Raw genomic sequence first — 24,204 nt, 5'->3', positions numbered from 1 at the left:
GCTATGGTGATCATCGCAAACTACGGGGTCGGGAACCTTGCTTCGGTGTGCAACATGCTGCGCAAGGTCGGTGTAGAAGCCCGGGTGTCCGAAGGTCCGGCTGATATACGCATGGCCGATCGTGTGATCCTGCCAGGTGTGGGGCACTTCGACCATGGCATGAAGATGCTGAATGCGTCGGGGCTGAGAGAGGAGTTGGATGAGTTCGCGCTTGGCAGGAAGCGTCCGGTGCTGGGCATCTGTCTTGGCGCACAGATTCTTGGGCGCGGGAGCGAGGAGGGAGCAGTTCCTGGCCTGGGGTGGCTCGATATGGAGTGTCGGCGTTTCCCTGTGCATCCTGAACTGCGGGTGCCTCACATGGGGTGGTCGCAGGTCGAGATGCGCAGGACATCGCCCTTGTTCAAGTATGCTGAAGCGGATGCAAGGTACTATTTTGTGCACTCGTACCACATGCAGTGCATTGATGAAGCTGATGTGGTTGGCGTGTCGGAGCATGGCATGACATTCACGAGTGCGGTTCAGCGGAGCAATGTGTTCGGGGTCCAGTTTCACCCGGAAAAGTCATTGCGCCACGGCTTGGCCGTGATGCGAGCGTTTGCAGAGTTCACGCCAGATGAATAAGACGCGCGTTATTCCTGTGCTGCTCCTGCGCGGTACCGGACTGGTCAAGACAGCCAAGTTCAAGGATCCGAAATACATCGGAGACCCGATCAATGCCATCCGGATCTTCAATGAAAAGGAAGTTGATGAGTTGGTGTTCATTGACATCACGGCTTCCCCAGAGGGGCGCCCCCCCCAGTTTGACCTGCTCAAGGACATTGCAGGCGAAGCCTTCATGCCGATGGCATACGGCGGCGGCGTGTCTTCGCTCGATCAGATCAAGAAGATTTTTGGCCTGGGCTTCGAAAAAATCATCATCAATACGGCGGCCTATCGGAGGCTGGAGTTGATTTCTGAAGCTGCCGCGATCTTTGGCTCTCAGAGCATCGTCGGAGCGATCGATGTGAAGTCAGGTTTATGGGGGAGGTATGAGCTTCGGTCCCAAGGGGGACGCAAGAAGGAGCCTGTCGGGCTGGCCGAGCATCTCGCAGCGCTGGAGCGTGCCGGTGTTGGCGAGGTGCTGGTGAACTCTGTGGATCGAGATGGCACCATGTCCGGGTACGACCTCACGCTGCTGAAACAGGTCCGGGCTTGCGTTAAGGTTCCGGTCGTTGCCTGTGGTGGTGCGGCCGGAGTCAACGATTTCGTGGCTGCCGTGGAAACGGGGCAGGCCGACGCCGTGGCTGCGGGGAGCATGTTTGTGTTTGTGGGGCCGCATCGTGCCGTATTGATCAACTATCCTGAGCGAGCCGTACTCGCGCGGGCGCTCAAATAATGGCGGGCTTGTCTCCGCGCCGCCATACGCGAATGCGCATGCTCAAGAGGTTTCAGGGTCCATGAAAATTGCGCACCTGACGTCAGCGCATCCGCGCAGTGACATAAGAATATTTGTCAAGGAATGCCGCAGCTTGGCGCGGCACGGCCACGCTGTATCGCTGGTGGTGGCGGATGGGCGTGGAGATGAAGCCAGGGACGGGGTTGCCGTGATGGATGTCGGTCGATCGGAGGGGCGGGTCGAAAGGATACTAAAGGTGACTCGCAGGGTCTATCGGAAAGCAGTGGAGCTGGATGCAGACGTCTATCATCTGCACGACCCGGAGTTGCTCCCGGTCGGTCTGAAACTCAAGCGCCGGGGCAAGACAGTAGTGTTCGACGCGCACGAGGATGTGCCAAAGCAGATCCTTGGAAAGCACTATCTCTACCCGTGGGTTCGGCGCATTCTGTCCTGGGGTTTCGCACATTTCGAGCGTTACGCATGCAGACGTTTCGACGGGGTCGTCACCGCAACGCCGTATATTCGAGATAAGTTCCTGGCGATCAATCCGCGATCCGTCGATATCAACAATTTCCCGATGATCGGCGAGCTGGAAAATGCGGTGTCATGGCAGGACAAGGCAAACGAGGTCTGCTATGTCGGGAGCATCGCGCAGATTCGCGGGATCAAGGAGTTGGTGCGCGCGCTGGAATCCACGCAGACACCGACCCGCTTGAATCTGGTGGGCGGCTTTGCTGAGGCGCGAGTCGAAACCGAAGTCCGAACGTACCCGGGTTGGAGCAGGGTCCATGCCCTGGGTGTCCAGGATCGCCTGGGCGTGCGTGATGTGCTCGGGCGCTCTGTGGCTGGGTTGGTGACGCTGCATCCGGCCCCCAATTACTTGGATGCGCTGCCAATCAAGATGTTTGAGTACATGTCTGCTGGCATACCCGTCATTGCCTCTAACTTCGATTTGTGGCGGACAATTGTTCAGGAAAGCCAATGCGGTCTGTGCGTGGATCCTTTGAACCCGGCCGCGATCGCCTCTGCCATTGACTACCTGATAAATCATCGACAAGAGGCGGAGAAGATGGGGCGAAATGGACGGCAGGCCGTCCTGTCTCGTTACAACTGGGCTCGGGAAGAGATCAAGCTGATCGAGTTTTATGATCGGTTTCCGTTCGCTTGAGAGCGGGCTGCCCACTACATCTGTTGGATCAATCAAATGTGCGGAATTTTCGGGGTCAGTTCATCTTCGCTGGTGAATGAGGATGAGCTGACTGTGCTGGTCAAGCACGCCCAGCAGCGGGGGCGCGACTCCAGCGGACTGGTGACTTTCCTCCACGGCGTTTACCAGATCTACCGCGCCGATTACCCGATTACCCACCTACTCAAGGAAGTCCGGCCGCAGGCCAGTCATGTCGTGCTGGGACACAGCCGGCTGATCACCAACGGCCTGGGCGACAACCAGCCCATCGCGCGCGATGGCGTGGCCGTTCTGCACAACGGCATCGTCGTCAACGATGAAGCCCTCTGGGCCGAGATCGGCAAGGAGCGGACCCTGCAGATAGACACCGAAATCATCGCTGGCATTGCGACCGCGCATTTGGATTCGGGCGGCGCTCTGGAGCAGTTGCCAGTGCGCATCCTGAGCCTGTGCCGCGGTATCGTGGCCTGCGCGCTCATCCTCCCACGCTTGGGCAAGCTCTGCCTGTTCTCGAACAACGGCAGTCTTTACGTTGGTCGCAAGGGTGATGCGACCTTCTTTGCATCGGAGCGTTATCCACTGACCGTCATCGGCTGCGGCGAGATCGATCAGGTTCGTGAGGCGGTGTTTGTTGATATCCCCTCTTCGCAGGCAGCGCTGGACATCTCCGACCGCAAGGAACGCAAGACCGACCTGATCCCGGCTCTGTCACTGTCGGGAGCGGCAGAAGAGGAGAAGCTGCTCAGCTACCGAAGGTATCAAGGTCGTCGCTGCACCAAGTGCCTGCTAACCGAGACCATGCCCTTCATCAACTTCGATGCTGACGGTGTCTGCAACTACTGTAGACACTACAAGCCGCGCAACAAGCCGCAGCCGAGGGAGGAACTGTTCAAGCTTGTCGAGTCCTATCGCCGCGTACACGGCGACGACTGCCTGGTGCCCTTCTCCGGCGGGCGCGACAGCTGCTTCGGTCTGCACCTGATTGTCAAGGAGCTGCAGATGAAGCCCATAACTTACACCTACGACTGGGGTATGGTGACAGATCTGGGGCGGCGCAACATCAGCCGCATGAGCGCCGAGCTCGGCGTCGAAAACATCATCGTCGCGGACGACATTACCAAGAAGCGCGAGTACATCGCCAAGAACCTGCGGGCCTGGCTCAAGTCCCCGCACTTGGGCATGATCAGCATCCTGACGGCGGGCGACAAGCATTTCTTCCGCCACATCGAGACGGTCAAGCAGCAGACCGGGATCAGCCTTAACCTGTGGGGCATCAACCCGCTGGAGGTCACGCACTTCAAGGCCGGCTTCCTGGGCGTGCCGCCCGACTTCGAAGAAAAACGCGTCTACTCGCACGGCGTGATGAAGCAGCTGCGCTACCAGGGCCTGCGCTTTGGCGCCATGCTGCAGAGCCCGGGATACTTCAACAGCTCCCTGTGGGATACGCTCTCCGGTGAGTACTACCGCAGCTTCACGAAGAAGACGGACTACTACCATCTCTTCGACTACTGGCGCTGGGATGAGAAGCAGATCGACGACACGCTAGCCACCTACGACTGGGAGCGGGCGCCCGACACCACGACCACCTGGCGCATCGGCGACGGCACGGCGGCCTTCTATAACTACGTCTACTACACGGTCGCTGGCTTCACCGAGCACGACACCTTCCGCAGCAACCAGATCCGCGAGGGCGACCTCACGCGTGCAGAGGCGCTGGAAATGGTGGAACAAGAGAACTCGCCGCGCTACCCCAACATCAAGTGGTACCTAGACGCTGTGGGCGTGGACTTCAAGCAAGCCATCAAGGTCGTGAACGCCATCCCGAAACTGTATTGAGCCACCCGTGAATCCCTGCATCTGGTACGTTTCCAAATACGTGGCGCCGTCGGCCAAAGTCGGCGCGGGCGGGCGCGGCTATCTCATCATGCGTGAGTTTGCGCGCATGGGCTATCAGAGTGTGATCATCACCTCGGATTCCAACCAGCTCACCGAGGTGCCCGTTCTGGAAGAGCCTTATCTCCTCCAGGAGGTCGACGGCATGCGGCTGTGCTGGGTGCGGACCATGAAGTACGCGGTGGCCAAGTCCTTGCGGCGCATCCTGAGCTGGCTGGACTTCGAGTGGCGGCTCTGGCGCCTGCCCAAGGACAAATTGCCCGCGCCCGACGTGGTGATCGTCTCCAGTCTGTCGTTGCTCACCATCCTCAATGGCTTTCTGCTGCGTCGGCGCTACAAGTGCCGTCTGGTGCTCGAAATCCGCGACATCTGGCCGCTGACTATTACGGAGGAGGGTGGCTTCGGCCGCTGGAATCCGCTGGTGCTGGGCCTGGGCTTCATCGAGAAGCTGGGCTACCGTCACGCGGATGCCATTGTGGGTACCATGCCTAATCTCGGTGAGCACGTGGCCGGTGTGCTGGGGCAGCCCAAGACTACCCACTGCATCCCCATGGCCGTCGACGAAGCGGCCCTGGGCCCGGGGGAGGCGCTGCCGGCCGACTACGTTGAGAAGTACATCCCCAAGGGCAAGTTCATCGTGGCGCATGCCGGCACCATAGGCATCACCAACGCGCTGGACACCATGCTCGACTGCGCCGAGGCCATGAAGGAGGACCCCGGGGTCCACTTCCTCGTCGTCGGCGAGGGTGACCTGCGCGTGCACTATCAGCACAAGTACGCGCACCTGAGCAACCTCACCTTCGCGCCGCGTGTACCCAAGCAGATGGTGCAGTCCGTGCTCTCGCACTGCGATCTGCTGTACTTCTCCGTGCACGTCTCGACGGTCTGGAAGTACGGCCAGTCCCTGAACAAGGTGATCGACTACATGCTGGCCGGCAAGCCGGTTGTGGCCTCGTACACTGGCTACCCCTCGATGATCAACGAGGCCGATTGCGGCACCTATGTGCCGGCCGGCGACGTCGCGGCACTGCGCCGTGAAGTCCAGCGTTATGCAGCCATGGACGCCGCACAGCGCGAGGCCATCGGCCGGCGTGGCCGCGAATGGATCCTGGCGCATCGCCGCTATGAGGCGCTGGCCAAGAACTATCAGGCCATCCTGTTCGGTCCAACGGAAGCGGGGGTGGTGCGATGAAGCGCCTTTTTGACCTGCTACTGTCGTTCGGGCTTCTGTTGGTTTTGGCCTTGCCCCTGCTATTGCTGTGGGGTCTGGTGCGCTACAAGCTCGGCAGCCCGGTGCTGTTCCGCCAAGTACGCCCCGGCCTGCACGGGCGGCCTTTCATGATGGTCAAGTTTCGCACCATGACGGACGAACGCGGCACGGACGGCGAGATGCTGCCGGATGCCCAGCGCCTGACGCCCTTTGGCCGTTTCCTGCGTGCCACCAGCCTCGACGAGTTGCCCGAGCTCTGGAACGTGTTGCGTGGCGAGATGAGCCTGGTGGGGCCGCGGCCCCTGCTGATGGAGTATCTGCCTTTGTACTCGCCCGAGCAGGCGCGCCGCCATGAGGTACGGCCGGGCATCACCGGCTGGGCCCAGGTGAATGGCCGCAACGCGCTCAGCTGGGAGGAGCGCTTCAAGCTTGACGTCTGGTATGTCGACCACCGTTCGCTCTGGCTGGATCTGCGCATCCTCTGGCTCACAGTGCGCGAGGTCATCGTGCGCGAAGGCATCAGCGCGCAAGGCGAGGCCACCATGCCCCGCTTCACGGGGAACAAGCCATGAAGCGTCTGGCCCTGCTCGGTGCCAGCGGCCATGGCAAGGTGGTCGCCGATGCAGCACTGGCAGGCGGCTGGAGCGCCGTGGAGTTCTTTGACGACGCTTGGCCGCAGCGTCAGAGCAATGGCCCCTGGCCTGTGACAGGCGACAGCGCCGCGCTGCTGGCGCGGCTTCAGGAATTCCAGGGGGTGATCGTTTCCATCGGCGATTGCGCTGTGCGCTGGGCCAAGCACCAAATCCTGCAGGCCGCGGGCGCACCGCTGGTGACCGTGGTGCACCCGGCCGCCGTGGTGAGTCCTCATGCCGTGCTGGGCGCAGGCACCGTATTGATGGCGGGCGCGGTTGTGAACATCGACGCCGTCGTGGGCCAGGCCGGCATCATTAACACTGGTGCTACGGTGGACCATGACTGCCACCTGGGAGATGCCGTGCACATCTGTCCGGGCGCGCACCTTTCGGGCCATGTCCAGGTTGGACACGGCAGTTGGGTGGGTGTGGGAGCCGCCGTCAAACAGGGCATGATCCTTGGTGAGCGCGTCATGGTGGGCGCAGGCGCCGTGGTGGTGCAGGCCGTGCACGATGGGCTCACGGTTGCAGGCAATCCCGCCATGCCCATGGGCGCAAACAATACATGAGCGCAGAGTCATCAAGATCATGCTGAGCACGTCTTTCTCCCCCTGGCCGAGCTACACCGAAGAAGAGGCTCGGGCCGTGCAGCAGGTGCTGCTGTCCAACAAGGTCAATTACTGGACCGGCAACGAATGTCGCGAGTTCGAGCGTGAATTCGCCGCTTGGTGCGGGACGCGCCATGCCATCGCGCTGTCCAACGGCACCCTGGCTCTGGATCTGGCGCTCAAGGGCCTGGGGATTGGCCCTGGCGACGAGGTGGTGGTCACGCCGCGCACCTTCATTGCCAGCGTGTCCTGCGTGGTCAACGCGGGCGCGACGCCGGTGTTCGCCGACGTCGATGCCGATAGTGGCAACCTGTCCGCGAGCACCATCGCACAGGTGCTCACGCCGCGCACCAAGGCCGTGATCTGCGTGCACCTGGCGGGCTGGCCCTGCGACATGGACCCCATCATGGCGTTGGCCGCGCAGCACGGTTTCAAGGTCATCGAGGACTGCGCGCAGGCGCATGGTGCCCTCTACAAGGGCCGCAGCGTGGGGAGTATCGGCCACATCGGGGCCTGGAGTTTCTGCCAGGACAAGATCATGACCACCGGCGGCGAAGGCGGCATGGTCACGCTGAACGACGAACAGCTGTGGCGCGACATGTGGGCCTACAAGGACCACGGCAAGAGCTACGCCGCTGTGTATGAGCGCCAGCACCCGCCGGGTTTCCGTTGGCTGCACGAGAGCTTCGGCACCAACTGGCGCATGCTGGAGATGCAGGCAGCAATCGGCCGAATTCAATTGCACCGGTTGCCTGAATGGACCCGCCAGCGCAACGCTCACGCTGAAGCACTGCGTACGACTCTTTCAGAGTTTTCTGGTACACGAGGACCAATACGGCTTCCTGTTTTCAGTAGCTGTGAGTCTTGTCAAACTCTCCACGCCCCCCCCGCTCCACCCACTTGCGGCTGTTTGCACGCACAGTACAGGTTCTATTTGTATGTGCAGCAGCAGCACCTAGCGCCTGGCTGGAACCGTGATCGCGTAGTAGATGCAATCAACAACGCCGGAGTGCCTTGCTACCACGGCAGCTGTTCTGAGGTCTACCTGGAGAAAGCGTTTGAAGGGACGGGCTGGCGCCCTTCTAAGCCGATGCCCACGGCCAGAGATCTTGGAGAGTCCAGCTTGATGTTTCTGGTCCACCCTACCCTTACTGCGGCAGAAATTGAAAGGACCGCGACCGTCGCAGCCAAAGTGCTTTCTCAGGCCCGTAGCGATAGAAACTAAAATAGAAGGTTTGCTCCACTCGCCCACTGAGCGCGCCATGCCTGACACTTCACCAAACCACCCCGCCCCCCAGGACGACAACCAGCTCATCGCCGAGCGCCGCGAAAAGCTCCGCGCCTTGCGCGAAGTGCAAGCCAATGGCGGTGGCGTGGCCTTCCCCAACAACTTCAAGCCCGCCCACAAGGCGGCCCAGCTGCACCAGGACCACGGCGAGACGGCCAACGAAACACTGGAAGCCACACCCGTCACCGTCAGCGTGGCCGGCCGCATGATGCTCAAGCGTGTGATGGGCAAGGCCAGTTTTGCCACGGTGCAGGACGGCTCGCTGGGCGAGGTGGGTGGCCGCATCCAGCTCTACGTCACACGCGATGCGGTGGGCGAAGAGCTGTACGCCGCCTTCAAGCACTGGGACCTGGGCGACATCGTGGGCGCCGAGGGCACCCTCATGAAGACCAAGACGGGCGAGCTGTCGATCAAGGTGACCGGCCTGCGCCTGCTGACCAAGAGCCTGCGCCCCCTGCCCGACAAATTCCACGGCATGGCGGACCAGGAGCAGAAGTACCGCCAGCGTTATGTGGACCTGATCACCGACGAGCATGCCCGCAAGCGCTTCATGGCCCGCAGCAAGGCCGTGAGCGGCCTGCGCGAATTCATGGTGAGCCACGGCTTTCTCGAAGTCGAGACGCCCATGCTGCACCCCATCCCGGGCGGTGCCAATGCCAAGCCGTTCGTGACGCACCACAACGCGCTGGAGCAGGAGATGTACCTGCGCATCGCACCGGAGCTGTACCTCAAGCGCCTGATCGTGGGCGGCTTCGAGCGCGTGTTCGAAATCAACCGCAGCTACCGCAACGAAGGCATCTCGGTGCGCCACAACCCCGAGTTCACCATGATGGAGTTCTACGCGGCGTACTGGAACTACCTGGACCTGATGGACTTCACCGAGACGCTGATCCGCGAGGTTGCGCTCAAGGCCACGGGATCGCTGCAGCTGACCTACCAAGGCCGCGCGGTGGACCTGTCGCAGCCGTTTGCGCGCCTGACCATCCGCGAAGCGATCTTCCAGTACACCGAGGCGGGTGCCCATGTGGACGATGCCGCCTGGCTCATCAGCGCCCTGAAGAAACTGGGCATGACGGAAGAGAAGGACAAGCTCTCGGCCCGCTCGCTGGCCAGCCTGCAGGTGCTGTACTTCGAAGAGACGGTGGAAGACAAGCTCTGGATGCCCACCTTCATCATGGAGCACCCGACCGAGATCTCGCCCCTGGCCCGCGCCAACGACACCCGCCCCGAGGTGACCGAGCGCTTTGAGCTGTACATCACCGGCCGCGAGTTCGGCAACGGCTTCAGCGAGCTGAATGACGCCGAAGACCAGGCCGCACGCTTCCACGCCCAGGTGGCCGCCAAGGACAGCGGCGACGACGAAGCCATGTTCTACGACCACGACTTTGTGCGCGCATTGGAATACGGCATGCCCCCCACGGGGGGTTGCGGCATTGGCATTGACCGCCTCATGATGCTGCTGACCGACAGCCCCAGCATCCGCGACGTGATCCTGTTCCCGGCGCTGCGCCGCGAGTCCTGAGCCTGAGCGAGGCCCCGGGGCCATGCACTCCGGGAGCCCGAGACCGCGCCTTTCTTGAATGCGCCAAGGAGACCCACCGTGCCTTTCAGCTCCAGCAACGCTCCCTACCCCGCCGCCGAGCCCCTGCCCACCGGCAATGCGTTCTCGGTGCTGGTGGTCGAAGACCAGGGCTCCGTGCGCGCCGCGCTGGTGGCCGAACTGCGGCGCGCAGGCGTGTCCAAGATTTTCGAGGCGCCTGAGGGCCAGGCGGCGCTGCACCTCTTCAAGACCCACCGCCCGGACCTGGTGCTGCTCGACATCAAGCTGCCCGGCCAGGACGGCTACTGGGTGGCCCAGCAGATGCGCGAGAGCGAGGCGGGCGACTGGACACCCATCATCTTCCTGTCGGGCCTGGACAACGAGCTGGACGTGTGGCGTGGCATTGAGGTGGGGGGCGACGACTACCTCGTCAAACCCGTCAAGCCCATCGTGCTCATGGCCAAACTGCGCGCCATGCGGCGACTGCTGGACATGCGCCGCCGGCTGGTGCTGATGTCGGCCGAATTGCATGCCGCCAACCAGCGGCTCAACGAGATGGTGGAGATCGATGCGCTCACCGGCCTGGTCAACCGCCGGGGCTTCGACCGCATCCTGCACAACGAGATCCTGGCCGCACGGCGGGATGGCACGCCGCTCACGCTGATGCTGTGCGACCTGGACCATTTCAAGCTCTTCAACGACACCAGCGGCCATGTGCAGGGCGACGCCTGCCTGAAGGAGGTAGGCCGCCTGCTGCGCGAAGTGTGTGTGCGCCCTCGGGATGTGGCCTCGCGGTACGGCGGTGAAGAATTCGCCCTCATCCTGCCCAACACGCCCCGCTCGGGGGCCATGACCTTCGCGCGGGCCCTGGGGCAGCTGCTCAAGGTGCGTGCCATCGCGCATGCCAATTCGCCCTTGGGCGACATCCTTACGCTGTCCGGCGGCATCACCACCTGCGTGCCCGATGACAGCACCAATGCCGAGAGCATGATCATGCGCGCCGACCAGGCCCTGTACGCAGCCAAGGCCCAGGGCCGTAACCGTTTCTTCAGTTTTGAAATGCAGATGGACACCGTGGAGCAACTGCGCAATTGAGTTTCTTTTCCGCCTTCTCGTTTGACGCCACCGAGCGCAGCGCGCGCACCGTGGCCTCCCGCATGCAGCTGCTGAAAACCCGCCTGCCCGACTGGGTGCAGGACTGGCTGGAGGTCATCATCCCCGGCACGCAGATCCTGCTCATCCTCTTTGTGGCCTGGCTGCTGCAGCGCGTGCTGCGCCGCATCGTGCGCCGCGCCAGCAGCCACTACCAGGTGCCGGACGAGCTGGTCGTGCCCCTCAACGGGCTGATCCGCTGGATCATCGTGGCCAGTGCGCTGCTGCTGGTGCTGGAGCGCATGGGCGTCTCCGCCACCGTGCTCTGGACGGCGTTCACCGGTTTTGCCACGGTGGGTGCGGTGGCGTTTTTTGCCGCCTGGAGCGTGTTGTCCAACCTGTTCTGCGCGCTGCTGATCTTCACGGTGCGGCCATTCCGCATCGGCGACTACATCGAGGTGCTGGACACCGCAGAAAAACCCGGCGCCAAGGGGCGCGTGGTGGACATCAACCTGCTCTACACGACGCTGGAAGACCATGGCGCCACGGCCGAGCATGTGGCCTGGCTGCAGATCCCGAATTCGCTGGTGTTCCAGCGGGTGGTGCGGCGCTTTCAGGGCGTGCCACCTGTCCCGGCTGCAGTGCCGCAGCCTCCCGCAACGCCCGAACAGGCGACAGAGGCGCCCGCCCCACCGGCACCAACAACAGCCGCCGCAGCCCCCACAACGGCGGGCGCCGGTTCCGCAAACAGCTCTCAGGGCTGACCAGCCGGAAGCGACTGGCAGGCCCCACGCAGCCAGGCCAGAACCGCGGCAAAGGCTGCCCGATCCCCCTCCCCCGTCGGCGCCATGAGCAGGTAGCGGGAACCATCAGCCACAAAACCGCGCGGCGCACACAACACACCGGTGGCCAGGTCGTCAGCCACCAGGGCCACCGGGCCGATGGCGATGCCCGCACCGGCGACCGCCGCCTGCAGGCTTTGGTAGAAGTGCTCAAACCGCACATCCCGCTGGGCCTGCAGCCGCGTGTGGGTCAACCCGGCCCAACCCTCCCAGGCACCGGGGCGGGTGGCCGTGTGCAGCAGCACGGCCTGCAACACCTCATCCCGCTGCGCGCAGGCCGCCGCCAGATCTGGGCGGCACACAGGGCCGATGCGCTCGTCCAGAAACGGCTCGGCCACTACATCGGGCGCTAAGGGAAAGTCGCTGCGGCGAATCGCCAGGTCGATGCCATCGCGGCTGAAAAACACCGGCCCACCGGCCGATACTAACCGCAGCTCCCGCTCCGGCCCCACCGCCGCCTGCAGCAGCGCCAGGCGGGGAATCAACCAGCGGATGAGAAAGGTGGGCTCGCACGACAGCACCAGCGGCCTGCCCACGCCCTCGGCCCGGCGCGCACGCTCCATGGCGGCATGCAAACGGCCCAGTGCCGCCCCCACATCGTCGGCCAGCACCCGTGCGGTAGGAGTGGGCACCACCGCCCGGTTGCCGCGCTGAAACAGCGCAAAGCCCAGGGCCCCCTCCATGTCACGCACGGCACGGCTTACGGCGCCATCCGTCAGATGCAGCTCGCGCGCCGCGCGCGAGACGCTGCCATGGCGCACGGTGGCTTCAAACGCACGCAGGGCCGAGAGGTGGGGAAGCCTGGAAATCGTATCCATCACATCGCTATTCAATTGACTTTCACTCAATAAAACCTTGAGTCGAAATCGATTTTTTTATTTTCTAAAAAAAAGCATAGTACCCAGAATTCATTGAGAAAGAAGAAACCTTCATGATCGCCATCCTGGCCGACGACCTGACCAGCGCCCTCGACGGTGCGGCGCCTTTTGCCGCGTGCGGGCGGTCTGCACGGGTGCTACTGCATCCCGACGCGCTGGCAGGGCCGCACAGCACCGACGTGCTGGCCATCGACCTCGACACCCGGTTTGTGTCGCCGCTGCGCGCGCAGGCGCGGTTCCGTCACGCCGCGCAGGCGCTGCGACACGCGCCCGTGCTGCTCAAGACCATTGACTCCACCCTGCGCGGCCACCTGGGCGCCGAAACCTGCGGAGCCCTGGATGGGGCGGCCCGGCAGCTGGCGCTGGTGGCTCCGGCCTTCCCGGCGGCCGGGCGCACCACACAACAAGGATGCCAATGGCTGCACGGCATGCCGCTGGAGCAGACCGTGTTTGCCAGCGACCCGCGCACGCCCATCACGTCCAGCGTGGTGATCGCCCGCATGGGGGGACCACGCGGCGTGCCCGCGCAGCGACTGCGCATCCACGACGCCACCACCGATGCCGACCTGGATGCCGTCGTCGCCACCACCGGCCTGCGCCGGCCAGACCTGCTCTGGGTGGGGTCGCCAGGGCTGGCCAGTGCACTCGCCCGCGCCCACGGGGCGCCCCCATGCCCAGCGCACCCCGCACGCCACACCAGCCCACCGCACCTGGGGCGGCCCCGGTGCACCCTGGTGGTGGTGGGCAGCCTGCACCCCGCCAACGGCGGGCAGGTGGAGGAACTGCAGCGCGCAGGCATCCCTGTGGTGCGCCTCCCGCCCCCACCTGGCGAGCCTGGCCTGGCCATGGCCGCGCTCCAGGCCCTGCAGAACATCTTGGCCCAGGCCCTGGCCACACACCCTGTTGTGTGCCTGACCAGCGCCACGCCGCCCGGACACACCCCGCCGCCCGCCCCCGGGTTCTCGGCCCAGCCTGCACAGCAGCTCGCGTGGCTGGCCGGGCAATGCGCAGCGCAGTGGGACGGGCTGGTGGCCACCGGTGGCGACACGGCCCGGCGCGTGATCGAGGTGTTACAGGCGACCCACCTCGACCTGCTGGGCGAAGTGGCGCCCGGCGTGCCCTACGGCGCGCTGCAGCTGCCCACACGAACACTGGCTTTTGCCACCAAGGCCGGAGGCTTTGGCCAGCCAGACACCTTGCGCCGCTGCATTGAGCAATTGCACACCCTGCCAACCACGGAGATCCAAGCCCATGACCCACCCCTCCCTTCCCCCACCGCTACCCGACCACAACAGCCTTCCCTTCGCCATCACCATGGGCGACCCGGCGGGCATCGGCCCTGAGATCATCGCCAAGCTGGCGCAAGACACCCGCCGCCCTGACCTGCCCTATGTGGTGATTGGCGACGCCGGTGCATTGCAGCGGGCGGTCGATGCCATCGGAGGATCCTGCCCGGTCATGCCCATCGGGGAGAACTTTGACGGGCTCACGCAAGCGCTGGCCCAGGGGGCCATCCCCGTTCTGCCCACCGGGGCGCCCCTGCCCCACGACCTAGCACCCGGCCTGGTGGATGCGCGCGCGGGAGCTGCCGCCCACGCCTATGTGCAGCGGGCCATCGACCTGGCGCTGGCAGGGCGTGTGCGTGGCATCGTGACCGCCCCCATCCACAAGCTCGCGCTGCGCGCCGCAGGTATCACCCACCCCGGGCACACCGAGATCCTGGCGGCCCGCACCGGCACCCGCGACTTCGCGATGATGCTCGCCAACCCGGAACTGCGGGTGGTGCTGGTATCCATCCACGTGGCGCTGAGCGAAGCCATTGCCGCCGTGACCCCCGACAACGAGTTGCGCGCGATCCGACTCGCCCACGCCGCCTGCCGGGGCTTGGGGCTGACCCACCCGCGCGTGGCGGTGGCCGGGCTCAACCCCCATGCGGGAGAGAACGGGCTGTTTGGCGACCAGGACCAGCAGGTGATTGCGCCCGCCATTGCCGCGGCACGCGCCGAAGGCATTGATGCCTCCGGCCCCTGGCCCGGGGACACGGTGTTCATGCGCGCCCGCCAGGGCGACTTCGATGTGGTGGTGGCGCAGTACCACGACCAGGGCCTGATCCCGGTGAAGTACCTGGGCGTGGAGCAAGGGGTGAACATCACCCTGGGCCTGCCTTTCATACGGACCTCGGTGGACCACGGCACGGCCTTCGACATTGCAGGAACCGGCCGGGCCAGTGCCAGCAGCCTGGTGCAGGCGCTGCAGTACGCAGCCGCCATGGGCACCCCGACCCGCCCAGCCACCACGATCAGCGCACCGGCGCCCATGCTGGCGCTGCATCGCCGCCCTCCAGCCACCGTCCGGCGCCCACGCCCCGACTTCATCTTCATGCTGACCCGCCAGGACCGCACCGTCGCCAACGCCATGGACCTCTTGCCCGAGGTGCTGGACGCTGGCGTGCAGCACATCGGCTTCAAGGACGTGGGCCTGCCGCTGCCCGACCTGCAGCAGCTGGCCGACGCCATCCGCGCCGCCGGGGCCGTAAGCTATCTGGAGGTGGTGAGCCTGGACGAGGCCAGCGAAACCGCCTCAGCACGGGCCGCGGTGGCTTTGGGGGTGGATGTGCTCATGGGCGGCACGCGGCCCGAGGCCGTCTTGCCCCTGCTGCGGGGCACGCCCATCCGCTACTACCCGTTCCCCGGCGCCGTGACCGGCCACCCCAGCGTGCTGGGCGGCTCCACCGACGACATCGTGGCCAGCGCAAGACGCATGGCAGCCCTGGAGGGCGTACATGGGCTGGACCTGCTGGCCTATCGGTTTACAGGTGACGTGCCAGCACTGATCCACCGCGTGGTTGCGGCGGTGGACAAGCCGGTGGTGATCGCGGGCTCTATTGACCGGGCTGAACGGATTGAGGCTGCCGTCGCAGGCCGCGCCGCCGGACTGACGGTGGGGACCGCAGCGCTGGACGGCGTGTTTCCAGCCCCGGCCCCCGGGCTGGCAGCGCAATTGCGCTGCATCCGGGGCCTGCTGGACGCTGCGGGGAAGGAGCCGCAGTGCAGCGGGGCGCACTGACCGCAGTGAAAAGCTGACAACTAGCAACCGAGGCTTGCGGCTGGCGCGCACATGGTGCGGGCCGCAATCCACGCGCAACGCCCGCAGCCGTGAACAGCCCCCTCAGGGCAGCAGATCCAGCGCCTGCAGGTAGGCCGGCTGGTACATCAGCTCGTCCCAGGGCTGGGGCAGGGTTTCGGGCAGCAGCGCCAGGCGGCGCGATTCGCTGTCCACGCTGGGCTGCCAGCGGCCCTGCTGCCGGGCCTTTTCCAGGCCATCGATGAGTTCGTCCACGGCCTGGCCGTTGCCCAGGCTCTGGTTGCACAGCAGCACCAGGTCGCAGCCCGCCTGCAGCGCCGCAATCCCGGCGTCGGTGTAGCTGACCACCTGGCCATCGAGGCGCCGCGCCCCTTCCATGCTCAGGTCGTCGCTGAAGATGGCGCCGTCAAAACGCATCTGGCGGCGCAGGATGTCCTGCAGCCAGCGTTGCGAGAAGCCGGCGGGGCGGCTATCGACCTTGGGATAGATCACGTGGGCGGGCATCACGCTGGTGAGCGTGCTGCTGAGCCAGGGGTATGGCGCCGCGTCGTCGGCCAGGATGGCCTTCAAGCTGCGCTTGTCCACGGGTACTTCGGTGTGCGAGTCGGCTTTGACAAAACCATGGCCGGGAAAGTGCTTGCCGCAGTTGGCCATGCCGGCCTGCAGCAGGCCGTGCATGAGGCTCTTGGCCAGCAGCGCCACCACACGCGGGTCGCGGTGAAAGGAGCGGTCGCCAATCACACCGCTTTCGCCCCAGTCCAGGTCGAGCACGGGCGTGAAGCTGAAATCGACACCACAGGCGCGCAGTTCGGCCCCCAGCACGTAGCCCGCCGCCGTTGCCGCATTGGTGGCGCGCAGTGCGCCGCTGCCAGGCACCGCCTTGGCACCGGGGCCGTCATCCATCCACATCTCGCCCAAAGCGCGCATGGACGGCAGGTGGGTGAAACCGTCGGTGCGGAAGCGCTGCACGCGGCCGCCTTCGTGGTCCACGCAGATGAGCAGGTCGTCGCGCACGGCCTTGATGCTGCTGGTGAGCTGCAGCAGCTGTGCGCGGTTTTCCCAGTTGCGGGCAAACAGGATCACGCCGCCGGTCAGCGGGTGGGCCAGGCGGCGGCGGTCCACGTCGGTGAGTGTGGTGCCCGCCACGTCGAGGATCAGGGGTGCGTGTTCAGTCATCAGGGTTCGTCAGAATTTACTATCAAAAATATAGCTATCAAGGCATGCCGGTCGCGCGGTGAAGGCCTATTTTCTTCAAATTTTCTCGACCACGCAGAAGCTGGCGGCGTAGTCGGTCTCGTCGGTCACGCTCAGGTGCGCCTTCAGCCCCCGGGCCTCGAACCATTCCTTGAGCGCGCCGTGCAGCACGATCACCGGCTGGCCGGTGGGCAGCTTGGCCACCTCGCAATGGCGCCAGGTCATGGGCATGCGCATGCCCAGACCGATGGCTTTGCTGAACGCTTCCTTGGCCGAAAAGCGCGTGGCCAGGTAGCGCAGGCCCCGGTCGGGCCAGCGGCCACTCCGCTCGCGCCAGGTGGCCAGCTCGCCATCGGCCAGCACCTTCTGGGCAAAACGTTCGCCGTGGCGCTCCAGACTGGCGGCGATGCGGCGCACGTCGCAGATGTCGGTGCCAATGCCGTAGATCATGAGAATTTTTGAATAAAAATGGTTGCTACCGCGCGTCCATCATGCCTTAGCAGCTATCAAATCAGGAGTTATTGGCCGAACCTGCAAACCCCGCCTGGATGCACGCCAGATAGGACTGGACCGTGGCGGTGTATCCCAGCTCCAGCGCATCGGCAATAAGGGCGTGGCCAATGGAGACTTCGAGCACGCCGGGCACCTCGCGCACAAAGGCAGCCAGGTTGTCGCGGTTGAGGTCATGGCCTGCATTCACGCCCAGGCCCGCATCCAGCGCGGCCTGCGCGGCGGCGGCGTAGCGCTTCAGTTCCACCGCATGCTGCGGCGTGCCCCAGGCGGCGGCGTAGGGTTCGGTGTACAGCTCCACCCGGTCGGCGCCCACGGCCCGGGCGGCAGCCATCTGCTCGGGCACCGGGTCCATGAACAGGCTCACGCGCACACCCAAGGCCTTGCATTCCGCGATCAGCGGCGTGAGGCGCTCGGCGTCTTGCGGAAAGCTCCAGCCATGGTCGCTGGTGAACTGGTCTTCGCTGTCGGGCACAAAGGTGGCCTGGTGGGGCCGCACCTGGCGAATGAAGTCCATCAGGTTCTGCGACGGATTGCCTTCGATGTTGTACTCGCGGTCCGGCCAGGCCTTCATCAGCGCGGCCAGCTCGAACACGTCATGGCTGCGGATATGGCGCTCGTCGGGCCGGGGGTGCACGGTGATGCCCTGGGCACCCGCCTGCAGGCACAGCTCGGCCGCACGGGTGACGCTGGGGATGCCCAGGTGGCGCGTGTTGCGCAGCAGCGCGACTTTGTTGACGTTGACCGAGAGGGCGGTGGTCGGGTGCGAAGCGTTGGATGGCTGGTTCATAGGGCCTGCAGATCGATCATGAGCTGGCGGGTGCGCAGCATCGGGCTGCCGCAATGGTATTGCAGCACGGTGCGCAGCTGGGGCTTGAGTTCCGCCGCGACGGGGGCACAGGCGCGCAGCGTGGCGGTGTAGCTGGCAGCGTCATCGTCCAGCGCGCGCTGCAGGGCGATCCACTGGCGCCCTGGCAGCGCCGCGCGGTCGGCGGCAGAGGCCATCCGCAAACCACCTTCGGCCACCAGCGTGTAGCGGGCGTCGGCCTTGAGCGGCTCCAGCGTCATGGTCTGAGCATCCAGGCTGGGCAGGAGGCCGATCTCGCGCAACAGCAGCAATTCAAAGCTGCGCAGCACGGGCTCCAGCGCGTCGCCATGCTCACTGGCCAGCACCCGCGCCACACCGGCGTAGGCGTCGAACAGTGCGGTGTGCGCATCGGCCCGCGCCAGCAGGCGCAGCAGCAGTTCGTTGAGGTACAGGCCCGAGAGCAGCGCATCACCCGTGGGCATCACATGGCCGCCCACCCACTCGGCGCCCTTGAGGGTGTGGATGTCGGCCGTGCCGTCGCCCGCCAGGGTGTAGGTGAGCAGCAGCGGCTGAAGCGGCAGCAGCACGGGGCGGAAGTTGGAGCTGGGCTTCTTCGCGCCCTTGGCCACCAGGGCCACGCGCCCCTGGCGGCGGCAGAAGACTTCCAGGATCAGGCTGGACTCGCTCCAGTCGTAGCTGTGCAGCACGAAGGCGGGCTCATCGGCAATGCGCTTGGCGGCAGCCACGGTGCTGATTGGGAAGTGGTGCGAGAGGGGTCAGAAAAAACCGGCCACCGCTTCGGGCGACCAGCAGATCATCCGGGCGGGGCTCATTCGTAGCCGAAGGAGCGCACACGCGCTTCGTCGTCGGCCCAGCCAGAGCGCACCTTGACCCAGAGTTCGAGGAACACCTTGGCGTCCATGAGCTTTTCCAGCTCCTGGCGGGCCTCGGTGCCGATGCGCTTGAGGCGCTCGCCCTTGTCGCCAATGACCATCATCTTGTGGTTATCGCGCTCGACCACGATGGTGGCAGCGATCTTTACGAGGCGCTTGTGCTGCTTGCTCTTTTCCTCGTCGAACTTGTCGATGACCACGGTCGAGGTGTAGGGCAGCTCATCGCCCGTGAAGCGGAAGAGCTTTTCGCGCACGGTTTCGGAGGCCAGGAACTTCTCGCTGCGGTCGGTCAGCTCGTCCTCGGCATACCACCAGCCCTGCTCGGGCAGGTACTTTTCGCAGATGCCGAAGAGGCGTTCGATGTCGCCCTTGTTCTTGGCCGACATGGGCACAAACTCGGCAAACGGGTGGCGCTCCTGCATGCTCTTGAGCCAGGGCGCGATCTCGGCCCGGCGGTGCACCATGTCGAGCTTGTTGGCCACGAGCAGCGTGGGGATGCCAGGCTTGAACAGGGACAACACCTTGGCATCGGCCAGCGTGAAGTTGCCGGCCTCGACCACAAAGAGGATCAGGTCCACATCGCCGATCGCGCCCATCACGGTCTTGTTGAGCGACTTGTTGAGCGCGGTGGCGTGGCGGGTCTGGAAACCCGGCGTGTCCACAAAGATGAACTGCGTCTGCTCCCGCGTGCGGATGCCCGTGATGCGGTGGCGCGTGGTCTGCGCCTTGCGCGAGGTGATGCTGATCTTCTGCCCCACCAGGGCGTTGAGCAGCGTGGACTTGCCCACGTTGGGCTTGCCCACAATGGCGATCACGCCGCAGCGCTGGCCGGGCACAGCCGCAGGCACCGCAGCGGCGGCCAGCATGGCCTCCAGATCGTTTTGCACGGGGGCGCTTTCTGCGCCCTCGTCACCAGCTACATTTTTAGTAGCATCATTCATAAATTCTTTGCTTTCAATGTGGCCAGCATGGCGGCAGCTGCCGCCTGCTCGCCGGCCCGGCGCGAGCCACCGATGCCACGTTCGGTCAGGCCCAGTTCGGGAATATCGCACTCGACGTCAAAGGTCTGGCGGTGGGCCGCGCCCACGGTCGCCACCACCCGGTACTGCGGCAGCTTCATTTTGCGGCCCTGGAGCCACTCCTGCAACGCGGTTTTGGCATCCTTGGACGCGGCCTGCATCTGGGGGTTGATCTCCACCCCTTCGAACAGTCGGTGCACCAGCGCTTCAGCATGGGCATATCCGGCATCGAGATACACCGCGCCAATCAGGGCTTCGAGGGCATCGGCCAGGATAGACGGGCGTTGCTGCCCGCCCGACTTGGCCTCCCCCTCGCCCAGGCGCAGCACTTCGGAGACCTTCAGGCGCAGGGCCAGCTGGTGCAAGGTGTCCTGCTTGACGAGGTTGGCGCGCACCCGGGACAGATCACCCTCGGGCAAGGCCGACAGCCGCTGGTACAGCAGGCTGGCAACCGCCAGGTTCAGGACGGAGTCGCCCAGAAATTCGAGCCGCTCGTTGTGGTCCGCAGAAAAGCTGCGGTGCGTGGTAGCACGCTGGAGCAGCGAAGGATCAGAAAAGACATGCTGCAGGCGAGCCTGCAGCGCTACAAGACCGGGCTGCACCTAGTTGGTCTGCGCTTCAAAGCGGTAGACCAGATAGGCCGGCCCCGCCAGAGGGATCTCACGGGCGTACTTGAACGACACCACGACCTTGTCGCCGCGTTTGGTGACTTCCAGATCCTTGCCCTGGATGGAGCGGATGTCGTCGATGGCTGCAGCGCGGTCAAAGGCAGCCCGCACGCCGGGCACCGTGCTCTCGACCTTGGCCTTTTCAATGGCCTTCTTCGCGGACGTGTACTCCAGGAAGATCGGCACTGACTGCCCCCCGATGGCAAACACAGCCACTGCGATCAGGCCGATAAAGATCAGGCCGAAAAAAGACAGGCCACGCTGGCGCGAACGGCTTGCGGTGCGACTCTTGTTCATAAATAACCCCCTCAATATGTGGTGTGCGGCAACTGCGCGTCAGTGGAACGAACCAATGCGCTTGAGGTTACCGAAATTCATCCAGACAAAAAAGGCCTTGCCCACGATGTTGCCCTCTGGCACGAAACCCCAGTAGCGGGAGTCCAGCGAGTTGTCGCGGTTGTCGCCCATCATGAAATAGTGGCCCTCGGGGACCTTGCAGGCGACGCCTTCGACACTGTAGCGGCAGTTTTCGCGGTAAGCAAAATTGCTGGCGCCCTGCACAAAAGCAGGCACATCGGGGTTGTTCAGCAAGCGGTGGGGCTTGTCACCCAGTGTTTCCTCGAACTGCTTGAAGTAGCGCATCGCATCTTCTTCAAAGAAATCGGGGAGTGCTTTCGTATCGACAGCCTTGCCATTGATCGTGAGGCGCTTGTTGATATAGGCCACTTCGTCCCCGGGCACGCCCACCACCCGCTTGATGTAGTCCATGCTGGGTTGTGGCGGATAACGGAACACCAGCACATCGCCACGCTCCGGCTTGTTGCCCTCCGTGATCTTGGTGTTGATGACCGGCAGGCGCAGTCCATAGGTGAATTTGTTCACCAGGATCAGATCGCCCACCAGCAGGGTCGGAATCATGGATCCGGACGGAATCTTGAATGGCTCAAACAGAAAGGAGCGCAGGAAGAACACCGCCACGATCACGGGGAAAAGCCCGGCGGTCCAGTCCAGCCACCAAGGCTGCATGAGGATCTGGCCTTTGGCCTCCTGCACATCCACATCCACCTTCTGGATGCCCATGCGGTCCAGTTCGGCGCGGCGTGCCACGGCGGCGTCTTCTATCGCTTGCGCTGCGCGACGGCGGCTTGGCAAAAAGTAAAACCGCTCCGCCAGCCAGTAGGCCCCGGTAACCACCGTGGCCAGGAACAGCAGCAATGCAAAGTTGCCCTCGATGGCGCCAAAGTACCAGGCACCGATATAGCCGGCAAAACCGGCCAGCACCAAAGACGTGAGAATTTGCATGAACTGCATCAATCTTCCACCTGCAAAATGGCCAGAAATGCTTCTTGCGGCACCTCGACCGAACCGATCTGCTTCATCCGCTTCTTGCCCGCCTTCTGCTTTTCGAGCAGCTTGCGCTTGCGGGTGATGTCACCGCCATAGCACTTGGCCAGCACGTTCTTGCGCAGGGCCTTGATGGTTTCGCGCGCGATGATATTGGCACCAATGGCCGCCTGGATGGCCACGTCGAACATCTGGCGGCTGATGATCTCGCGCATCTTGGCCGCCACGGCACGGCCCCGGTAGGCCGACTGGCTGCGGTGCACGATGATGGACAGGGCATCGACCTTCTCGCCGTTGAGCAGGATGTCCACCTTCACCACATCGGATGCTCGGTACTCCTTGAACTCATAGTCCATCGACGCGTAGCCACGCGACACCGACTTGAGCTTGTCGAAGAAGTCGAGCACGATCTCACCCAGCGGAAGCTCATAGGTGAGCATCACCTGCCGACCGTGGTAAGCCATGTTGATCTGCACACCCCGCTTCTGGTTGGCCAGCGTCATCACCGGGCCCACATAGTCCTGCGGCATGTACAGGTGGACCGTGACGATGGGCTCGCGGATCTCCTGGATCTTGCCCTGGTCGGGCATCTTCGAGGGGTTCTCGACCATGATGACTTCGCCGTCGCCCTTGACCACTTCGTACACCACACTGGGCGCAGTGGTGATCAGGTCCTGGTCGAACTCGCGCTCCAGGCGCTCCTGCACAATCTCCATGTGCAAGAGGCCCAGGAAGCCGCAACGGAAGCCGAAGCCCAGCGCCTGCGACACCTCGGGCTCGAAGTGCAGCGAGGCATCGTTGAGCTGGAGCTTCTCCAGCGCGTCGCGCAACTGGTCGTATTCGCTGGCTTCCGTGGGGTAGAGCCCCGCGAACACTTGCGGCTGGATTTCCTTGAAGCCCGGCAGCGCCTGCTCGGCTGGCCCCATGTTGTTGGGCAACTTCTTTTCCAGCGTGATGGTGTCACCTACCTTCGCGGCCTTGAGCTCCTTGATGCCCGCGATGATGTAGCCCACCTCCCCTGCGTGCAATGCATCGCGAGATTCATTGGCAGGCGTGAAGACACCGAGGTTATCGGCGTTATAGGCAGCGCCCGATGCCATCATCTTGAAGCGCTCGCCCTTGAGCAGACGGCCATCAACCACACGCACCAACATCACCACGCCCACGTAGGGATCGAACCAGCTGTCGATGATCATCGCACGCAACGGCGCCTCGGGATTCCCCCGGGGCGCGGGCACCTTGGCAACGATCAGTTCAAGGATCTCGTCGATGCCCATACCGGTCTTGGCGGAACACGGGATCGCATCCGTCGCATCGATGCCGATCACATCCTCGATCTCGGCCTTGGCAGTCTCGGGATCGGCCTGCGGCAGGTCCATCTTGTTCAGCACCGGCAACACTTCGACGCCCAGGTCCAACGCGGTATAGCAGTTGGCCACGGTCTGTGCTTCCACGCCCTGCGATGCATCGACGACGAGCAGTGCACCCTCACATGCAGAGAGCGAACGAGAGACCTCGTAGGAGAAGTCCACATGGCCCGGTGTGTCGATCAGATTGAGGTTGTAGACCTGTCCATCACGCGCCTTGTATTGCAGCGCGGCGGTCTGCGCCTTGATGGTTATCCCACGCTCTTTTTCGATGTCCATCGAGTCCAGGACCTGGGCCTCCATCTCGCGTTCCGCAAGCCCTCCACACCGCTGGATCAAGCGGTCGGCCAGCGTCGACTTGCCATGGTCGATGTGCGCAATGATGGAAAAATTTCTGATGTGATTCATCAACGGAAAGCGTCAAGTGATTGAATTAAAACGGCGCCCACAAGAAAAAAGGGCGCGTCGAGTGGCGACGCGCCCTGAACCAACAATCATTGGCAACTGCGATAGTTGGAGCTTCATTGTAGGCAAAAAGGCCGCTTGGAAAAGCCCGCCCGACTGCACTGAGGGGGAGTTGCCGGTCTGCAACAGGGATTTTATACACAGTTTATTCACAGTTGACACAACAACAACGCTGGACAACTTGTGGGTGAGCTGTGGATCAGCTGTGCATTGCACAGAACTATCCCGCATCGTGAACCCGACGCCAGTCAATATGCAGATAAGCGTTTAACGAAAGCCTCTATTCTATCGAATCTGGTTGATAGGCT

Annotated in this window: 23 protein-coding genes; 13 read left to right on the top strand and 10 right to left on the bottom strand. The window is 63.9% G+C overall.

Annotated elements, in window-relative coordinates; genetic code table 11:
* Positions 1-3 precede the first annotated feature (3 nt).
* From hisH to ACTPOI_RS22060, 11 genes are all read left to right on the top strand, one after another.
* Positions 4-621, top strand: coding sequence for an imidazole glycerol phosphate synthase subunit HisH (hisH, locus tag ACTPOI_RS22110; protein ID WP_440112849.1), 618 nt, complete (start codon positions 4-6; stop codon positions 619-621).
* Positions 614-1,375, top strand: coding sequence for an AglZ/HisF2 family acetamidino modification protein (locus ACTPOI_RS22105; RefSeq protein ID WP_440112847.1), 762 nt, complete (start codon positions 614-616; stop codon positions 1,373-1,375). Before hisH ends, ACTPOI_RS22105 begins: the two co-directional genes overlap by 8 nt.
* A gap of 61 nt (positions 1,376-1,436) precedes the next feature.
* A complete protein-coding gene (locus ACTPOI_RS22100) occupies positions 1,437-2,543 on the top strand; it encodes a glycosyltransferase family 4 protein (protein ID WP_440112845.1) in 1,107 nt (368 codons plus the stop codon).
* Between the two features lie 36 nt (positions 2,544-2,579).
* Complete coding sequence (locus tag ACTPOI_RS22095; RefSeq protein ID WP_440112843.1) at positions 2,580-4,397, top strand: glucosamine 6-phosphate synthetase; 1,818 nt, start codon at positions 2,580-2,582, stop codon at positions 4,395-4,397.
* Between the two features lie 7 nt (positions 4,398-4,404).
* Entirely contained in the window at positions 4,405-5,646 is a 1,242-nt protein-coding gene (locus ACTPOI_RS22090; RefSeq protein WP_440112841.1) for a glycosyltransferase family 4 protein, read from the top strand.
* Entirely contained in the window at positions 5,643-6,236 is a 594-nt protein-coding gene (locus ACTPOI_RS22085; RefSeq protein ID WP_440112839.1) for a sugar transferase, read from the top strand. Before ACTPOI_RS22090 ends, ACTPOI_RS22085 begins: the two co-directional genes overlap by 4 nt.
* On the top strand, positions 6,233-6,865 hold the full coding sequence (locus ACTPOI_RS22080) for an acetyltransferase (RefSeq protein WP_440112837.1): 633 nt from the start codon (positions 6,233-6,235) through the stop codon (positions 6,863-6,865). Before ACTPOI_RS22085 ends, ACTPOI_RS22080 begins: the two co-directional genes overlap by 4 nt.
* Before the next feature lie 19 nt (positions 6,866-6,884).
* Entirely contained in the window at positions 6,885-8,129 is a 1,245-nt protein-coding gene (locus ACTPOI_RS22075) for a DegT/DnrJ/EryC1/StrS family aminotransferase (RefSeq protein WP_440112835.1), read from the top strand.
* Positions 8,130-8,166: 37 nt separating this feature from the next.
* Positions 8,167-9,714, top strand: a complete 1,548-nt coding sequence (gene lysS, locus ACTPOI_RS22070) for a lysine--tRNA ligase (protein WP_440112833.1) — start codon at positions 8,167-8,169, stop codon at positions 9,712-9,714.
* A gap of 78 nt (positions 9,715-9,792) precedes the next feature.
* Positions 9,793-10,827, top strand: a complete 1,035-nt coding sequence (locus tag ACTPOI_RS22065; protein WP_252657790.1) for a GGDEF domain-containing response regulator — start codon at positions 9,793-9,795, stop codon at positions 10,825-10,827.
* A 62-nt stretch (positions 10,828-10,889) separates the two neighbouring features.
* On the top strand, positions 10,890-11,588 hold the full coding sequence (locus ACTPOI_RS22060) for a mechanosensitive ion channel family protein (RefSeq protein ID WP_440112907.1): 699 nt from the start codon (positions 10,890-10,892) through the stop codon (positions 11,586-11,588).
* Here the strand turns inward: ACTPOI_RS22060 and ACTPOI_RS22055 are convergent.
* Positions 11,579-12,484, bottom strand: a complete 906-nt coding sequence (locus ACTPOI_RS22055; protein ID WP_094285894.1) for a LysR family transcriptional regulator — start codon at positions 12,482-12,484, stop codon at positions 11,579-11,581. The two genes, ACTPOI_RS22060 and ACTPOI_RS22055, sit on opposite strands and share 10 nt — an antisense overlap.
* A 113-nt stretch (positions 12,485-12,597) precedes the next feature.
* Here ACTPOI_RS22055 and ACTPOI_RS22050 point away from each other — a divergent pair, with 113 nt between their 5' ends.
* Both ACTPOI_RS22050 and pdxA read left to right on the top strand, forming a co-directional pair.
* On the top strand, positions 12,598-13,887 hold the full coding sequence (locus tag ACTPOI_RS22050; protein ID WP_440112830.1) for a four-carbon acid sugar kinase family protein: 1,290 nt from the start codon (positions 12,598-12,600) through the stop codon (positions 13,885-13,887).
* A complete protein-coding gene (gene pdxA, locus ACTPOI_RS22045; protein WP_440112828.1) occupies positions 13,796-15,610 on the top strand; it encodes a 4-hydroxythreonine-4-phosphate dehydrogenase PdxA in 1,815 nt (604 codons plus the stop codon). Before ACTPOI_RS22050 ends, pdxA begins: the two co-directional genes overlap by 92 nt.
* Before the next feature lie 102 nt (positions 15,611-15,712).
* Here the strand turns inward: pdxA and nagZ are convergent, their stop codons facing one another.
* From nagZ to lepA, 9 genes are all read right to left on the bottom strand, one after another.
* A complete protein-coding gene (gene nagZ / locus ACTPOI_RS22040) occupies positions 15,713-16,804 on the bottom strand; it encodes a beta-N-acetylhexosaminidase (RefSeq protein WP_440112826.1) in 1,092 nt (363 codons plus the stop codon).
* A 75-nt stretch (positions 16,805-16,879) separates the two neighbouring features.
* Complete coding sequence (gene acpS, locus ACTPOI_RS22035; RefSeq protein ID WP_440112824.1) at positions 16,880-17,272, bottom strand: holo-ACP synthase; 393 nt, start codon at positions 17,270-17,272, stop codon at positions 16,880-16,882.
* Positions 17,273-17,333: 61 nt separating this feature from the next.
* Entirely contained in the window at positions 17,334-18,122 is a 789-nt protein-coding gene (locus tag ACTPOI_RS22030; RefSeq protein WP_440112822.1) for a pyridoxine 5'-phosphate synthase, read from the bottom strand.
* On the bottom strand, positions 18,119-18,886 hold the full coding sequence (gene recO, locus ACTPOI_RS22025; protein ID WP_440112820.1) for a DNA repair protein RecO: 768 nt from the start codon (positions 18,884-18,886) through the stop codon (positions 18,119-18,121). Before recO ends, ACTPOI_RS22030 begins: the two co-directional genes overlap by 4 nt.
* 83 nt (positions 18,887-18,969) lie before the next feature.
* Positions 18,970-19,974: a GTPase Era gene (gene era / locus ACTPOI_RS22020; protein WP_094285495.1), complete on the bottom strand. Its 1,005-nt coding sequence runs from the start codon at positions 19,972-19,974 to the stop codon at positions 18,970-18,972.
* A complete protein-coding gene (rnc, locus tag ACTPOI_RS22015) occupies positions 19,971-20,654 on the bottom strand; it encodes a ribonuclease III (protein WP_252657781.1) in 684 nt (227 codons plus the stop codon). Before rnc ends, era begins: the two co-directional genes overlap by 4 nt.
* Positions 20,655-21,017 carry a DUF4845 domain-containing protein gene (locus tag ACTPOI_RS22010; RefSeq protein WP_094285493.1) on the bottom strand — a complete coding sequence of 121 codons (363 nt, stop codon included), beginning with the start codon at positions 21,015-21,017 and terminating at the stop codon, positions 20,655-20,657.
* Positions 21,018-21,056: 39 nt separating this feature from the next.
* Complete coding sequence (lepB, locus tag ACTPOI_RS22005) at positions 21,057-22,031, bottom strand: signal peptidase I (RefSeq protein WP_094285492.1); 975 nt, start codon at positions 22,029-22,031, stop codon at positions 21,057-21,059.
* Positions 22,031-23,839 carry a translation elongation factor 4 gene (gene lepA / locus ACTPOI_RS22000; protein ID WP_094285491.1) on the bottom strand — a complete coding sequence of 603 codons (1,809 nt, stop codon included), beginning with the start codon at positions 23,837-23,839 and terminating at the stop codon, positions 22,031-22,033. Before lepA ends, lepB begins: the two co-directional genes overlap by 1 nt.
* Between the last annotated feature and the right edge of the window lie 365 nt (positions 23,840-24,204).

Source organism: Acidovorax sp. BL-A-41-H1 (assembly GCF_051942715.1).
Note: the sequence above shows the minus strand (reverse complement) of the source record. Positions and strands in the feature narration are given on the sequence as shown.

What these genes read in the sequence shown, in the direction of transcription:
- hisH (WP_440112849.1), top strand. Translation starts at nt 4, where the DNA reads ATGGTGATCATCGCAAACTACGGGGTCGGGAACCTTGCTTCGGTGTGC.
- ACTPOI_RS22105 (WP_440112847.1), top strand. Translation starts at nt 614, where the DNA reads ATGAATAAGACGCGCGTTATTCCTGTGCTGCTCCTGCGCGGTACCGGA.
- ACTPOI_RS22100 (WP_440112845.1), top strand. Translation starts at nt 1,437, where the DNA reads ATGAAAATTGCGCACCTGACGTCAGCGCATCCGCGCAGTGACATAAGA.
- ACTPOI_RS22095 (WP_440112843.1), top strand. Translation starts at nt 2,580, where the DNA reads ATGTGCGGAATTTTCGGGGTCAGTTCATCTTCGCTGGTGAATGAGGAT.
- ACTPOI_RS22085 (WP_440112839.1), top strand. Translation starts at nt 5,643, where the DNA reads ATGAAGCGCCTTTTTGACCTGCTACTGTCGTTCGGGCTTCTGTTGGTT.
- ACTPOI_RS22080 (WP_440112837.1), top strand. Translation starts at nt 6,233, where the DNA reads ATGAAGCGTCTGGCCCTGCTCGGTGCCAGCGGCCATGGCAAGGTGGTC.
- ACTPOI_RS22075 (WP_440112835.1), top strand. Translation starts at nt 6,885, where the DNA reads ATGCTGAGCACGTCTTTCTCCCCCTGGCCGAGCTACACCGAAGAAGAG.
- lysS (WP_440112833.1), top strand. Translation starts at nt 8,167, where the DNA reads ATGCCTGACACTTCACCAAACCACCCCGCCCCCCAGGACGACAACCAG.
- ACTPOI_RS22060 (WP_440112907.1), top strand. Translation starts at nt 10,890, where the DNA reads ATGCAGCTGCTGAAAACCCGCCTGCCCGACTGGGTGCAGGACTGGCTG.
- ACTPOI_RS22055 (WP_094285894.1), bottom strand. Translation starts at nt 12,484, where the DNA reads ATGGATACGATTTCCAGGCTTCCCCACCTCTCGGCCCTGCGTGCGTTT.
- ACTPOI_RS22050 (WP_440112830.1), top strand. Translation starts at nt 12,598, where the DNA reads ATGATCGCCATCCTGGCCGACGACCTGACCAGCGCCCTCGACGGTGCG.
- pdxA (WP_440112828.1), top strand. Translation starts at nt 13,796, where the DNA reads ATGACCCACCCCTCCCTTCCCCCACCGCTACCCGACCACAACAGCCTT.
- nagZ (WP_440112826.1), bottom strand. Translation starts at nt 16,804, where the DNA reads ATGACTGAACACGCACCCCTGATCCTCGACGTGGCGGGCACCACACTC.
- acpS (WP_440112824.1), bottom strand. Translation starts at nt 17,272, where the DNA reads ATGATCTACGGCATTGGCACCGACATCTGCGACGTGCGCCGCATCGCC.
- ACTPOI_RS22030 (WP_440112822.1), bottom strand. Translation starts at nt 18,122, where the DNA reads ATGAACCAGCCATCCAACGCTTCGCACCCGACCACCGCCCTCTCGGTC.
- era (WP_094285495.1), bottom strand. Translation starts at nt 19,974, where the DNA reads ATGAATGATGCTACTAAAAATGTAGCTGGTGACGAGGGCGCAGAAAGC.
- ACTPOI_RS22010 (WP_094285493.1), bottom strand. Translation starts at nt 21,017, where the DNA reads ATGAACAAGAGTCGCACCGCAAGCCGTTCGCGCCAGCGTGGCCTGTCT.
- lepB (WP_094285492.1), bottom strand. Translation starts at nt 22,031, where the DNA reads ATGCAGTTCATGCAAATTCTCACGTCTTTGGTGCTGGCCGGTTTTGCC.
- lepA (WP_094285491.1), bottom strand. Translation starts at nt 23,839, where the DNA reads ATGAATCACATCAGAAATTTTTCCATCATTGCGCACATCGACCATGGC.